Origin of the sequence: Marinomonas spartinae (genome assembly GCF_900089775.1) — a bacterium.
GTDB lineage: Bacteria > Pseudomonadota > Gammaproteobacteria > Pseudomonadales > Marinomonadaceae > Marinomonas > Marinomonas spartinae.
On record NZ_FLOB01000006.1, the window covers coordinates 1 to 13,784 of the forward strand.

Below are 13,784 nucleotides of genomic sequence, written 5' to 3' on the forward strand. Positions count from 1 at the left end.
TCTCCACACCCACCACTTATAAGACAGTGGTTAAACAGCTTATGACAACGGAGTGGTAGTTCAGTTGGTTAGAATACCTGCCTGTCACGCAGGGGGTCGCGGGTTCGAGTCCCGTCCATTCCGCCATCTTTCGACAAGATGTAAAACTACGAGTCGGGTGTGTAGCTCAGTTGGGATATTGATCTTAACAAGGCGCATATCAGTGGGAGTTCACGAACTCCACATCGAACAGATGTAAAATGTTATTGGGTGTGTAGCTCAGTTGGGAGAGCGTCGCCCTTACAAGGCGAATGTCGGGAGTTCGAACCTCTCCACACCCACCACTTATAAGACAGTGGTTAAACAGCTTATGACAACGGAGTGGTAGTTCAGTTGGTTAGAATACCTGCCTGTCACGCAGGGGGTCGCGGGTTCGAGTCCCGTCCATTCCGCCATTTTTTTCTTAATAAAGAAAGACTCAATATATGACAAATAGCTTCTTAGTAGGCTGTTTGATTACTTCCTGCCTCTAGTCATAGCAAGTCCTTCTATTTTTTAGCTTCCCTTCAGTATTGATTATCTATCCTCAATTATTTTTTATCAAATATTCTCTCTTGATAGTATTTTTGCATTTTAGTGCGGTTTTTTGTGGCATGTAGCCTTCCTCCTGAGGCAATTTTTTTATTTCAGGCCGTGAGTGGGGACTATGAAATGTTTTTTGTAAATATTCAAATAAAGTTGTGATGTCTACTGGTAATATCATAATGAGGAGTACTATACTCAAGGCTTATGGGATGATTTGTCAGATATCCCTAAAGATTCACCAATAAAAATAAAAAAATGGAGCTTAATATGACAACCTTTTCAACTCGTTCTTGCATTTTATTTAAAGCAAGTGTTGTCGCTTTGGCGGTAGCGTCGGCTTCTAGCGCTTACTCAGCGGGATTTGCTTTAAATGATCATAGTACGACAGCATCAGGCAGCGCTATAGCTGGTGCTGCAGCTTCTGGTGAAGATATTTCTTTTAGTTACTGGAACCCAGCCCTTTTTCTGAATGCCAAGAAAAATACTTTTTATGTCTCTGGCGCGTATGTTATGCCAAAAATGGACGTGACGAATATTTCAGCAAAGAATGCAATAGCTTTTGGGGGATCTCCCATAAGCGGATCAACAACCAATTCAGATTCCGTAGACAATGCCTTTATTCCCGCTTTCTATTACGCGATGCCTTTGTCTGATGACACAGTCGGTGGGATTTCTTTGAATGCGCCTTTTGGGTTGTCTGGGGACTATGGTAATTCTTGGCCAGGTCGTTTCCATGCGACTGAAACATCTTTAAAAGACGTTGCCTTAGCTTTTTCCGTCGCTCATAGAGTAAATGATTGGTTTTCTGCTGGTGCCAGTGTGCAAGTTCATCGCGCTCATGTTGTGTTGGCCTCTGCTGTGGGAGCCGCTACACCTAATCCTGGAACAGAAGGACTGGGTAAGATTAAGGCTGCGGCCACCGGGTATGGGTTTAGTTTGGGTGTATTGATGGAGCCCATTAAGGGAACGCGTATTGGTATTGGATATCGAAGCAAGGTGAAATTTGATTTCAAAGGCGATGTGAAATACGACAATGTTGCGGGGGTAAACCAAGCCCTTGCCCAGAAAGGTTATCAGTTGGTTAATACCAGTGCTGAAGATAACCTTAAATTTCCTGATGTGTTAACCATCAGTTTGGATCAAGCTTTAACGAATAAATTGCGTCTTGGCTTAAGTGCGATACATACAGGTTGGAGTTCAATAAGTGACGGTTTAAATATTAAATTTGGCAGCAAGCAGCCGAACTCAGTCCTTACTTTTGGGTTTGATGATGAATGGATGTATTCAGCAGGCTTAACCTACGATTATTCAGAAGCTTGGACATTGCGTACTGGTATTGCTATGGATAATAGCCCTGTGACAGATAAATACCGCTCAGCGAGAACACCTGATGGTGATCGTAAATGGTATTCTTTGGGAGCGACTTACCATATTGATGATTCAAGTTCCGCTTCTTTTGCGTATACCTATGTTTCAATAGAAGATGTCAGCGTGAATCGTGATGGTAGTTTGCCGGAAGATGCGTCCAGAGGTACATATAAAGCCGATTACGCTTCTTCAGCGAATGTGGTGTCATTGGCCTACACGAAATCCTTCTAGGTTTTAGGTAATCGTATTGCCGTTAGATACGAGTGCTGGCATGTTGAGAAGTGAAATAATGGTTAAAGCCTGGGCAATAATTGCTCAGGCTTTTTTTGTTTCTCTTGGAGAATCAAGATGATGTTATATCCACACATTTCCATATGGAGAATTTTGGTTTGTCTGGGCTAGCGTACCAGTCTCAAGTGTTTTGCTTTGGCGTGGTTATCTTTAGTCCACTCTGTCATAGGAGCGGGTTTACCAAAATAGTAGCCTTGCATGATATGACAGCCCAAGTCGATCAGTGTATCGGCTTGTTCTTTACTTTCTATACCTTCAGCGATGACTTTCATATTAAGTGATTGAGCAAGCTGAATGGTTGACTTAACAATATCTAGGTGGCGTTGGTCGTCAGGTAAAGGAGAGATAAAACGTCGGTCTATTTTCAAAATTTTTGCGGGAATATCGATTAATTGTCCTAATGAAGCCAAGCCCGTGCCAAAATCATCAATGGCAATAATAAAACCATACTGCGATAGTGCCTTGAGACGTTTATGGACAATCGGGTGGGTCATGACGGAACTGGTTTCTGTAATTTCCAATTCAAGCATTTTACCTAACCAAGGATGGTCTGCAGATAATGACATTAGATGAGCAAAAAATACATCGTTCATCAACTCTTGGCCTGCTAAATTGAAAGCAACAGGTGTATAAATTTTTTCTTTGTGCCACTCGGATAAAATTGGGATGAGAGAACGAAGTAAGTTTTCTGCAAGTGTGGGTAAAAGCCCCAGCTTTTCTGCTAAATAGATAAATGCCATAGGAGAAACAAAGGAACCATCTGCTTTCTGCCAGCGAGCAAGGGCTTCAAAGGAGCAGATATAGCCATCCCGCCCAACTTGAGGTTGTAACCATAAAACAATGTTGTTGCATTTTATGGCGTTGCTTAATTCAAGCCCAAGCTGATGTTCTTCTACCAATTTGTCTTCAAGCTGGTTGTTGTAATAAGAAATACGTTCCGCGCTCGATGAGTATTCCAAAGCCATTTCGCAGCGATCAAGCAATTCTTCTGCACTGTTTCCATCTGTTTGATAATAAGAAACACCGACTTGATAGTCCATATTTAATAGATTGCCATCCATTTTTATTTGATCGGGTAGAGTGGATTGAATCAGGGCAGATAGATTTCGTTTAATTAAGTAGGTTTGCCCAAGGGGGACAAAACAGGCAAACTTCACCCCTCGTAGGCGGCAGATAAAGGTTTGATCGGATAGCTTATTTTTAAGGATTTTGGCGAAACTTAAGATGAGTCGATTGGCGTTGTCTTTTCCGTATTGTTTATTGAGCAATTTAAACTGGCTAATGCGAATAATGATCATAGCGCCAGAATAATGAGCCCTTTCGAATGCTAGCTTGTTATTTACCTGCTGACAAAAGTGTTTCACGTTTGGTAACAAAGTGAGTACATCAAAATTTGTTAATCGGGAATTGGTTTGTTGGGAGTTTTCCAGTTGCTGTTTTAAAGCTTTGATCTGCGAAATATCCTGTAAATGCAAGATATAATGTCCATGATTCGTCAGGCTGACTCTATGCATTTCAATCAATGTATTAGGATTCGTTTTCAGTGAACATTCTCTAGTGTTCGAATGCCAAAAGTAACGCTCAGAACGTTCTTCGGTGGGGGTCAGCCAGTGTTGTACCTGACTGTTTTCTATTTTGTTTTGCAGGCTTTCTGAGTTGGAAAGTAGCTGTCTAGCCAGCCCATTCACCTTTAGAATTTTTCCTGCCTTATTGCAGAGCATGGTTGGTGTGCCTGTATGCTCGAAAATTTCTTCATATAAGGTGTTGTTTCGATTGAGTCTGCGATACAAAGATTCTAAATGCGTGGTATTGCTTTCGAGTGTATAAATCATCCGCGATACAGCAAACGGTAGACCAAAGTTTAAGGTTGCAAACGTGAGCAACTGAAAATAAAACGAAGTAAACTCAGGCAGCATGTCATCATTAATCTGTTCCAAAGAATGTGACATGTGTACAACAAGGTAAAAGGAGCCAATATTGGCAATGCTGATGGACAAGGTCGTGCGAAAATTAAAGAATAAACGGGCTATTAGGGGTAAAGAATACAGCGATAGTAGTCCATATTTTATGGCGTTAGTGTTAGTTGTTGTGGTAATAAGCAAAATGCCAGTGGTCATCATGACGATTAAAAAAAGCACTGAAACAGTAAAAGTATAGCGCCGACAATATACTAGCAACCCAATTAAGATGGCTACGTAGCCGCTATTGATGGTAAGGAAAAACGCTTTTCCCTCAAATGCGGGAATAAGCAGACTGTTTATTTCAACGAACATGAACACTAATAGTGTCACAACGATCAGAATTTTAAGGGCACTTTGCTGAAACGTGATCTTGCTGTGCTGATGTTGTCTTTCGGGTTCAATCAGAAAAAAAGCTTTCAAAAAGTCAATTAACATCGATTAACTTCATATACAGATGGAAGGAGTCTCTAAATACTACCAGAGGCTACCGAAAAAAGAGCCTAATGACTATCATGTTTTTTTATTTATAACAGTATTTTTCAGAAATGATGGCTATTATGAGTGATATTTTCCCTATGAGAATCGTTTCAGAAGAAGTGCCTTTAGGGTTGCTACTTAAAAGGAACAGCTATTGCTCTGTCAATAGCTGTTCTTACCTATTGGCTAGCGTCAGTATCATAAGAGTCTGTGGTTGGGGGCGGGGGAAATAAATATAACAAGAGAGGGCTTGGGAAAGCCCTCTCTTGTGTGGTGATCATCGCCGTGAGAAAAGAGACTTTATTGGTCGCATTGGGTGTGAAAGTTGTTCGTCATTAGGTTTTTCATATCATAAGAACAGGCATTTTCACGTATAAGGTCTTTTCCTTCCCAAGAGACGTTCATAGACGAAGGGACTTGATGTCGATAACTTGGAATAAAACGATATGCGGCAATGACATCAACACTTGAGTGAGGCCCAACTTGTACACTTTGGCCAATGAGTCGTTGGCGTGTATCTGCATTATATAAAGTGTAATCCGTTGTGTATTCTCGAGTGCCATTGCGGTGATTAAAATTGAGCCAGATTTTGCGGTAGGTTTGTGGTTGAGAGGTCGGATTATTTAAACGCAGTCGTGTATAAATAATCTGTGATGTAGCAAAACTAGGTCGGATCTCTTGGGCGACTTTTACATAGCTCATATCCTGGGTTTGCCAAGGCATGTTTGCACCAAAGGAAGCTTCGACAATCTCAATATTTTGGTGTTGAAACTGTTCATGAAGATAAGAGATTAGGTCCTTTGTCGGTGCATAGAGCGCAAGTAGAGCTAAAGTGCCAATGATAAGCTGATTAAAGTAGCGTCTTGGTTTTGTAATGCCAATCATATCCACAACCTCAAGAAGTCAATTTACTGTTTGTTTGTACAGTACTGTATATAAAAACAGTAAAGATGTATACTATTAAGTGATATTTCGTTCAAATTTTATGCGAACCATTGAAATCCCCTTGATAAATCAAGAGAAATAAAATTACTTAAAATAATGTTTGATTTTAAGTAACTTGTTGAATATAAAAAGTTTATTGATGATTCCCACAGCCTTCTTCACGGATTCTGTGGACAATATAAATGGACTGGTTCGTTTACCATTCTATGGTTAGGAAAAGAGCAATTTTCTCTCGAAATACAGATTTAATGGCAATATTAAGGCCAATCTTTATAATGCAGGCCAACAAAAATGAGAGAGGCTAAGTGTGGATAAACGTGATGTAGTGATCATTGGGGCGGGAGCATCTGGGTTGATGTGTGCCGCGACGGCGGCGTACCGAGGTAAGCGAGTATTAGTGCTGGATCATGCCAATAAAGCAGGGAAAAAAATCCTTATGTCAGGCGGTGGTCGTTGTAACTTTAGTAATATGGATGCCGCTCCCAAACACTTCTTGTCCGACAATCCACATTTTTGTATTTCGGCGTTACGTCGGTTTTCTTCTCAAGACTTTGTTGACTTGGTTGACCGTCATGGTCTGGACTATGTAGAAAAAGCCCCAGGGCAATTATTCTGTGAACATTCTGCTAAAGACTTGCTCGAAATCTTACTGACAGAGATTGAATGGTCTGGTGCAGAAATTCAGCTCAATACCAAAATCCATCATATTGATTTTCATGACGGACATACGATACTCAAAACCAGTCAAGGTGATATCACGTGTGACTCTTTGGTTATCGCGACGGGTGGCCTGTCCATTCCCACTATGGGGGCAACCGGATTTGGCTACGAGATTGCCAAACAAGTTGGTCATGATATTCTGCCCACTAGAGCCAGTTTAGTGCCAATAACCGTACAGCCAGAGCGCAAAGCACAATTTGCTGAATTGTCTGGTATTGCCTGTGATGTCTCGGCCACTGCCAATGGTGTCAGCTTTCAAGAACCTATGTTATTCACTCATCGCGGTGTGAGTGGCCCATCGATTCTACAAATTACCAACTTCTGGCAACCCGGCGAGGCGTTAAGCATTAATATTGCTCCAAGCTTGTCGTTTGATGACTTGCTCGCTGTCCGCCAAAATACACCAAAGAAAAGCTACGAAGGCGTTTTATCGAACTTATTACCAAAACGTTTAGTGGAGTTGATTAAAGCTGAATTTCCTTGGTTGAATGAACGCAGCGCGCAAACTTCCAATGATCAAATCGACAGTTTATTCGAGTATCTGGCAAACTTTGATATTGCACCCAATGGTACAGAAGGCTACCGCACTGCCGAAGTGACTCTGGGTGGTGTGAACACTAATGAGGTTTCATCCAAAACCTTTGAGTCACAAAAACAAAAAGGGCTTTATTTTATAGGGGAAGTGCTCGACGTTACAGGCTGGCTGGGTGGTTACAATTTCCAGTGGGCTTGGGCGAGTGGTTATTGCGCGGGACAGTATGTTTGACTCGTCTTATGACAATCCCCAGTGAGATATCGGCCATAGGCATTTTTGCCAAGTATAACTAGATAATAAGAAAAATTTTATCTAATTGATATATAAACATATTACTTTATTTTTGGTGTGTCCTGTCTGTCTTTAAATCTCTTTAGTTCGAAACGATCTTTATTTCATTTTTAATATTCTTTTGGTTTATATATAATCCACAGCCAATTCTTAATTATCTGGAGAGCGTCCATGCGTCGATTAGTGACTCTGATTGCTTTGGTGTTATGTGGCTGGAGTAGTTTGGTGTCCGCTGCTAACAAGCCCCTTGAAATTGGCTATATGCCCATTATTCCGGTTTCCCAAGCGTTTGTTGTTTTGGAGAGTGGTGCCCTAAAGAAGGCTGGTGTTAGTGACCCTAAGTTATATCAATTTCAAAACGGTCCTGCGATTGTACAGGCATTGTTGGCTGGACAGTTGGACGTCGCGTATCTTGGTATTGGGCCTGCGATGGTTGCACGCGCCAAAGGGGCGGATATCAAAGTAGTTGCTTCCGACATTGTTGAGCAGATCAGCATGGTGGCTTTAGGCAAGTTAGCCCCTTATTTTAAAAACGGTGATGCCAAAACGGCGTTTGCTCGTTTCAAGGCAGCGACTGGGCGTAAAGCGGTCATTTCCACTTTTCCTAGAGGGTCTGTACCAGAAACTGTGTTGCAGTACTGGTTGCAAAAACAGTTGGGTATGAGTCGTAATGAGATCAAAGCCAACATCGATATTATTTACCAAGGCGCTGCTCAGGTTCAACAGTCGCTGATGACAGATGCGGTAGATGGCGCGGCGATTTTAGAGCCCGTGGTTAGCATCGTACTTGATCGTAGGCATGATGCGAAAGTTGTGGCGTCTGGCTCTGCTATGTTCCCTCATCAGCCTGGAGCCGTATTGGTTGTGCGTGAATCTTTGATTAAGCAGCACCCTGAAGTGGTGAAGGCTTTGGTGAAAGCACATATTGCGGCAACTAACGAATTACGTAACCACCCAGAAAAGGCTGAAAAAGCCGTTGGCAAATATGTTGGTGGTGGGCGTTTACCGGCAAACATTGTGTTAACTGCTTTAAAGAACTCTGCGGATCATTTCCAAGCCGACCCAAATACCATCATTGATGGCACTCGTACCATGCGTGATTTTCAAGCCAGTCAAGGCACGCTTAAGGCGAATTTGAATCTTAAAACCTTGTTTGATGTTAGCTTCTATAATGAGTTAACTAAGGAGTAATGGTCCCCTCATGGTATTAAAGACTGACTCTTTAACACGCTCTCGATGGGGGCGTGCCTTGCTGGGATTTATCGGAGTCGCGGCATTTGTCATGTTATGGAAATACGCTCAATCAGCAGGCTGGGCGGCACCAGGGACGATACCAGATCCGTTTAGTTTACCACAGGCGTTGGCCGATGAGTGGACCTCTGGGCGCTTGCTGCCGGCGGTACTGTCTAGCTTGATACATTATAGTTGGGGCTTGGCGATTGGTACGTTTCTGGGCTTCTTAGTGGGGACATTGACAGCATCCTCATTGCTACTAGACGCGTTGCATGCTTGGCTGGCGCGGATTCTTCGACCGATTCCACCATTGGCTTGGGTCGTCTTTGCTATAGCTTGGTTCAAAGTTAGCCATGCTGGGGCGGCGTTTGTTATTGCTATTGGCGTTTTCTGGGTGAACTACTTTGCGACGTATTCAGCGGTACGAAATGTGGATTCTCGCTTTTATGAATTGGCCAGTGCATTTGGTCAAAATGGTCACTTACGTCAGGCACTTCAAGTAACCTTGCCCGGGGCGGCAACCGGTATTTTCTCTGGTATTCGAACCGGTATAGGACAAGCTTGGATGACGTTAATCGCTGCTGAGTTGTTGGGGGTTCCCGGCATGGGGCAGGAAATGAATTCGGCTGCGGGTGTTGGGGCTTATAATGTTGTTGTGGTTTATATGCTGGTTATTTCTCTGGTTTACACCCTGAGCGATACACTGTTTGGTTTGATTGAAAAGCGAGTGTTGAAATGGCGCCCATCCTAAATATCGATCATCTGAGTTATCACTATGGTAACAATTCAACCCCAGTGTTTGCTGATTTGGATCTTCGGGTCGAAAAAGATGAATTCATTGCGGTAGTGGGGGGGTCTGGCGTTGGTAAGTCGACTTTGCTTCGTTGTGTGGCGGGTCTTGCTAAGGCGAGCCATGGTACTATCTCTCTCAATGTCGAGGAGAATGATACCCGACGCTCTCGCGGTATTGTGTTTCAAGATGGTCGCTTGATGCCTTGGCGTCGATTACGTAGTAATGTTGCCTATGGTCTAAAAGGGCTTAATCTGACGGCAGAAGAGAAGCAAGCCCGAGTGAATGACGTGCTAAAACTCGCTCGACTGGAAGAGTTGGCGGATCGCTGGCCACACCAATTATCTGGTGGGCAAGTTCAGCGAGGCGGGATTGCCAGAGCATTAGCAGTCAAACCTCATTTGTTATTAATGGATGAGCCGTTCAGTGCGGTGGATGCTATCACCCGCCAACATTTGCAAGATCAGTTGTTGGCAATTTGGGAAAAAACACGTAAAGCGGTGATGTTTATCACCCATGATATTGAAGAAGCTGTATATTTAGCGGATCGAGTGGTCGTGTTATCTGGCTCGCCTGCAAATATTGTATTAGATCAACGTATTGAACTGGCTCGTCCTCGTCGCCGAGGTTCTGATGCACTACAAAAATTGGCTCAAGATATCGCGAATACACTTTAATTTTAGGAATACACTTTCATTTTAGAAGGATACCGTGATGGCAGTCACTCAGTTATTGATCCACGCACCAACTGTGGATGCTTTGAAGCGAGCTCAGAACAACGCTCGTAATTTGCTTAAATTAGAACCGGATGCTCAAGTTGAAATCGTCGTAAATGGCCCTGCTACGGCGTTAGCAGTCACCTTGAATGATGAGGAGATTCTGAGTCGGTTGGTGCTGTGTCGTAATAGTCTACATGCTCAAGGACTGACCGCTCAGCCTCTGGTTCAGGAAGTCGATGCTGCCGTGCAGTACCTAGCGCATCAACAGTTAAAAGGTTGGTCTTACATCCGCGCCTAAACGTTTTGCTACTCCTTATAAATGCTTAGTAATATTCTGCGAAGAAGGATCGATAGAACGATGTATTTTTTCAGACACATCTTCTAAACGTTAAAGAGGTATAAGTCTATGGAGCTACGTTTGTTATCTGAATCCGATCTGCATAGCTTGTTGTCGTTTGAGATAGGTAACAGACAATGGTTTGAAGCCTATATAGATCCAAGAGCCGAAACCTTTTATAGCGTCGATGGCGTGAGAGAGCATATTACTGAATGTCTCTCATTATATCGAAGTCAAGAGATGCTTCCTATGCTGATAGTGGATGGTGGCGGTGAGATAGTAGGGCGGATTAACCTTAGGGACATTGATATGCAGAATCGATCTGCTTATTTGGGCTATCGAATAGGAGAAGCTTTTACTAATCGAGGGCTTGCAAAACGAGCCGTAAAAGAGTTGATCGCACAAATTGCCCACTTGAATCTCAAAGCCTTAATTGCTTATGTATCTGCTGATAATATCGCCTCGCAAAAGGTTCTACAGCACAATGGTTTTTTACCAATAAAAAACCATGAAGATTATGTATTGATCAAAGGGATTTTTGTAGATTGTATTGAATATCACCATAGTCTGTGACAAAACAATGTAGTGACAGTAATAAGCTGGTGGCTCTTAAGGTGAAGTGGTTTTTTTATTGATTTTCAAAATGTCCGGCGGTGGATGGTTTGTTATTCGCCACTGTGGTTAAAATGTAGTTGTCGAATCAAGGGCATGAAGATGAATGCCCTTGATTCGACAAAAATATCATTTATGAATAAAGCTTTTAAGTAGAGCTAAAAATTGCGCAGGAGATTCTACCGATGGAACATGGCCGATCTTCTCTATTATTTCTAGCTTGTTAACCTGAAGTAACGAAGCAAGTGTTTCCATCAGTTCCGGTGTAGTGGCGACGTCTTTTTCTCCACATATCAATTGTACCGGAAGTGAACTTGGCTCTAGTTCATCAGTGAGATCCATATTAGCAAGCCAAGCACACAGCGCACCGTAGCTGAAGTCATCTACCTTAGCGAGTTGCTCTTGCCAGTAGCTTGCTAATGTTGGGTTGGTCTGTACGCTGTTTTCACTAAACCAGCGTACCACTAAGGTAGCCGCCATACTCTCCAGCCCCTGAGCCATGACATCTTTTTGGCGATTTAACCACGCCTCTTTAGTGCCAATTTTTGCCCCCGTGTTGGTTAAGGTAGCGCTTAATAAACGCTCAGGATATTGGGTCACCAGTTGTTGACCAATCATGCCGGCGATGGAGGTTCCCACGTAGTGAAATTGCTTAATACCAAGTTCATCACATTTTTCAATCAGTGGATTAATTAAGGCATTTTCAGTTAATGGGGAAGTGCTTGGATCAAGTGCGTCGCTTAGTCCATGACCTGGAAGATCCCAGCGAACGACTCGAAATTGTTTCAATAACTCTGGGACAATACCGTCCCAAACTCGGCTGTTCATACCCAAAGGGTGACCAAGCACAATAGTGGGCTTGTTACTATCGCCTTCAAGTGTAAAAAATAGCTTTTTCATTAAATGTTGCTCCGTTCGATCAGCATAGCAATGCCTTGTCCGACGCCAATACACATGGTACACATTGCATAGCGTCCACCAGTACGTTTTAACTGCATAGCGGCAGATTGTAATAGACGAGCCCCTGACATACCTAATGGGTGCCCGAGAGCAATCGCGCCGCCATTTGGATTAATGCGTTCGTCTTCTGGTGAAAGTCCCAACTCTTGCATGCAAGCTAGCCCTTGTACAGCAAAGGCCTCATTTAATTCGATTACATCCATATCGTCGAGAGAAAGGCCAGTACGTTTTAGTAATTTTTGTACGGCGGGAACTGGTCCCATGCCCATTACACTGGGTTCAACGCCAGCCGTTGCCATGCCGATGATTTTCGCTAATGGCTCTAGTTTATGGCTTTCAACCGCCGCTTTACTCGCGATCAACATAGCAGCGGCACCGTCGTTTATACCGGATGCATTGCCTGCCGTCACTGAGCCATTTTCCCGAAACGGTGCTCTCAGTTTTGCTAAATCTTCAAGTGTGGTATTAGGACGTAAATGTTCGTCTTGATCGACGATGATTGGATTACCACGTTTGGGCTGGATCGTAATAGGGGTGATCTCTTCGGCAAAGCGACCTTCTTCTTGTGCGGCTTTGGCTTTTTGTTGAGAACGCAAAGCGAATGCATCTTGCTGTTGACGCGTTATTTTGTGACGTTCAGCAATATTTTCCGCCGTTTCTGGCATGGATTCCGTGCCATACATGGACTTTAAGACGGGGTTGATAAAGCGCCAGCCCATGGTGGTGTCTTCTAATTTTTGCTGTCTATCGAAGGCGGCATTGGGCTTCCCCATAACAAATGGCGCGCGAGACATGGATTCAACACCACCGGCTAACATCAATTCTGCTTCACCCGCTTGTATGGCTCGGAATGCGGTACCAATAGCGTCCATTCCTGATCCACATAAGCGGTTCATAGTCGTCGCAGATACGCTATAGGGTATACCAGACAATAGGGTTGCCATGCGTGCCACGTTACGATTGTCTTCACCTGATTGATTGGCGCAGCCAAAAATTGTGTCATCAATAGCGGCTGGATCAAGGTCTGGGGCATCTTTGAGTACTGCTTGAATGACTTGAGCTAGCATGTCGTCTGGGCGAACTGCCGCAAGAGATCCGGCGTAACGGCCAATGGCTGAACGTTTAGGGTGACAGATGTAAACAGAACTCATTTTATCTCCTGTGCACTGTGTGCTTTTTCAGTTCGGGCTTTTAATTCGCGTAATACTTGCAGCTCTTTTTCATTTGGTGTTGGTGTGGTCTCAAGAGAGTCCGCAAATTTAATTTCCCACCCCGTTGCATCAATAACGTCTTGTTTTGTTGTACCAGGATGTAAGCTAGTGACAATCAGCTCTTTGGTTGCTGGGTCAGGTTTTAAAATACATAAATCTGTAATCACCACACTTGGTCCACGACCAATAGTCGGTAAGTTATCGCGGCCTTTGCCATCACGACCAAAACCTATTGTGGTGATGAAGTCTACGTCTTTTACAAAAGTACGTTTTGAGTGTTTAACGGTAATAAAGACTTCTTTGGCATTGGTGGAGATTTCAGGGGCACCACCACCACCTGGTAAACGGACTTTTGGGTTGGCATAACTGTGTGCGCCATTTTTCCCGCTTTCAGGATGATTGGCTGCAATGACCGTCGTGTTTAAGTTAGCAAAACGGTCGATTTGCGCTGTGCCTAAAAAGCCAACATCGATGTGTCCACCTTGTAGCCAATAACGGAACATTTCTGGTACAGAAACGGTGGTGAGGGCGGATTCGCACAGTTCACCATCGCCAATGGACAAAGGCAACACATCCGGTTTGGTTTGCAAGGTGCCTGATTCGTAGATCAAGGTAACATCAGGCGCGTGAGTCAAGCGTGCAACGTTAGCCGCTTCACTTGGTAAACCAATCCCCACAAAGCAAGTCATGTCATTACTTAGTGCGCGTGCCGCTGTGATGGTCATCATTTCAGAGGAAGTGTATTGGGCTGTATCGTTATGTGTTGTCAT

Annotated in this window: 12 protein-coding genes and 3 tRNA genes; 10 read left to right on the forward strand and 5 right to left on the reverse strand. The window is 43.5% G+C overall.

Annotation, left to right across the window (positions count from 1 at the left end; genetic code table 11):
• Positions 1 to 49 precede the first annotated feature (49 nt).
• The 4 genes from MSP8886_RS13105 to MSP8886_RS13120 all read left to right on the forward strand — a co-directional run bounded on the left by MSP8886_RS13105 (position 50) and on the right by MSP8886_RS13120 (position 2,163).
• Positions 50 to 126, forward strand: a tRNA-Asp gene (locus MSP8886_RS13105).
• A 121-nt stretch (positions 127 to 247) separates the two neighbouring features.
• Positions 248 to 323: transfer RNA gene (locus MSP8886_RS13110), tRNA-Val, on the forward strand.
• A gap of 34 nt (positions 324 to 357) precedes the next feature.
• Positions 358 to 434 (forward strand) — tRNA-Asp (locus MSP8886_RS13115).
• A gap of 397 nt (positions 435 to 831) precedes the next feature.
• Complete coding sequence (locus MSP8886_RS13120) at positions 832 to 2,163, forward strand: OmpP1/FadL family transporter (protein WP_067017143.1); 1,332 nt, start codon at positions 832 to 834, stop codon at positions 2,161 to 2,163.
• A gap of 167 nt (positions 2,164 to 2,330) precedes the next feature.
• On the opposite strand, the gene MSP8886_RS13125 is transcribed toward MSP8886_RS13120, so the two are convergent.
• Both MSP8886_RS13125 and MSP8886_RS13130 read right to left on the reverse strand, forming a co-directional pair.
• Entirely contained in the window at positions 2,331 to 4,619 is a 2,289-nt protein-coding gene (locus MSP8886_RS13125) for a GGDEF domain-containing phosphodiesterase (RefSeq protein ID WP_067017145.1), read from the reverse strand.
• A 342-nt stretch (positions 4,620 to 4,961) separates the two neighbouring features.
• Positions 4,962 to 5,546, reverse strand: coding sequence for a hypothetical protein (locus tag MSP8886_RS13130; RefSeq protein ID WP_067017148.1), 585 nt, complete (start codon positions 5,544 to 5,546; stop codon positions 4,962 to 4,964).
• A gap of 367 nt (positions 5,547 to 5,913) precedes the next feature.
• Here MSP8886_RS13130 and MSP8886_RS13135 point away from each other — a divergent pair, with 367 nt between their 5' ends.
• The 6 genes from MSP8886_RS13135 (at position 5,914) to MSP8886_RS13160 (ending at position 10,804) form a co-directional block, all read left to right on the forward strand.
• Entirely contained in the window at positions 5,914 to 7,092 is a 1,179-nt protein-coding gene (locus MSP8886_RS13135) for a BaiN/RdsA family NAD(P)/FAD-dependent oxidoreductase (RefSeq protein WP_083200949.1), read from the forward strand.
• Positions 7,093 to 7,323: 231 nt separating this feature from the next.
• Complete coding sequence (locus tag MSP8886_RS13140) at positions 7,324 to 8,343, forward strand: ABC transporter substrate-binding protein (protein WP_067017150.1); 1,020 nt, start codon at positions 7,324 to 7,326, stop codon at positions 8,341 to 8,343.
• Positions 8,344 to 8,353: 10 nt separating this feature from the next.
• Entirely contained in the window at positions 8,354 to 9,136 is a 783-nt protein-coding gene (locus MSP8886_RS13145) for an ABC transporter permease (protein WP_083200950.1), read from the forward strand.
• Positions 9,121 to 9,852: an ABC transporter ATP-binding protein gene (locus MSP8886_RS13150; protein WP_067017152.1), complete on the forward strand. Its 732-nt coding sequence runs from the start codon at positions 9,121 to 9,123 to the stop codon at positions 9,850 to 9,852. The genes MSP8886_RS13145 and MSP8886_RS13150 overlap by 16 nt, the downstream gene beginning before the upstream one ends.
• A 37-nt stretch (positions 9,853 to 9,889) precedes the next feature.
• Complete coding sequence (locus MSP8886_RS13155; protein ID WP_067017154.1) at positions 9,890 to 10,192, forward strand: DsrE family protein; 303 nt, start codon at positions 9,890 to 9,892, stop codon at positions 10,190 to 10,192.
• A gap of 108 nt (positions 10,193 to 10,300) precedes the next feature.
• Positions 10,301 to 10,804 carry a GNAT family N-acetyltransferase gene (locus MSP8886_RS13160; RefSeq protein WP_067017156.1) on the forward strand — a complete coding sequence of 168 codons (504 nt, stop codon included), beginning with the start codon at positions 10,301 to 10,303 and terminating at the stop codon, positions 10,802 to 10,804.
• Positions 10,805 to 10,972: 168 nt separating this feature from the next.
• On the opposite strand, the gene MSP8886_RS13165 is transcribed toward MSP8886_RS13160, so the two are convergent.
• Genes MSP8886_RS13165 through MSP8886_RS13175 form a run of 3 tightly spaced genes read right to left on the reverse strand, consistent with a single transcriptional unit; the run spans position 10,973 to position 13,784 of the window.
• Complete coding sequence (locus tag MSP8886_RS13165; protein ID WP_067017159.1) at positions 10,973 to 11,743, reverse strand: alpha/beta fold hydrolase; 771 nt, start codon at positions 11,741 to 11,743, stop codon at positions 10,973 to 10,975.
• A complete protein-coding gene (pcaF, locus tag MSP8886_RS13170; protein ID WP_067017161.1) occupies positions 11,743 to 12,954 on the reverse strand; it encodes a 3-oxoadipyl-CoA thiolase in 1,212 nt (403 codons plus the stop codon). The genes MSP8886_RS13165 and pcaF overlap by 1 nt, the downstream gene beginning before the upstream one ends.
• Positions 12,951 to 13,784 carry a CoA-transferase subunit beta gene (locus MSP8886_RS13175; RefSeq protein WP_067017163.1) on the reverse strand — a complete coding sequence of 278 codons (834 nt, stop codon included), beginning with the start codon at positions 13,782 to 13,784 and terminating at the stop codon, positions 12,951 to 12,953. Before MSP8886_RS13175 ends, pcaF begins: the two co-directional genes overlap by 4 nt.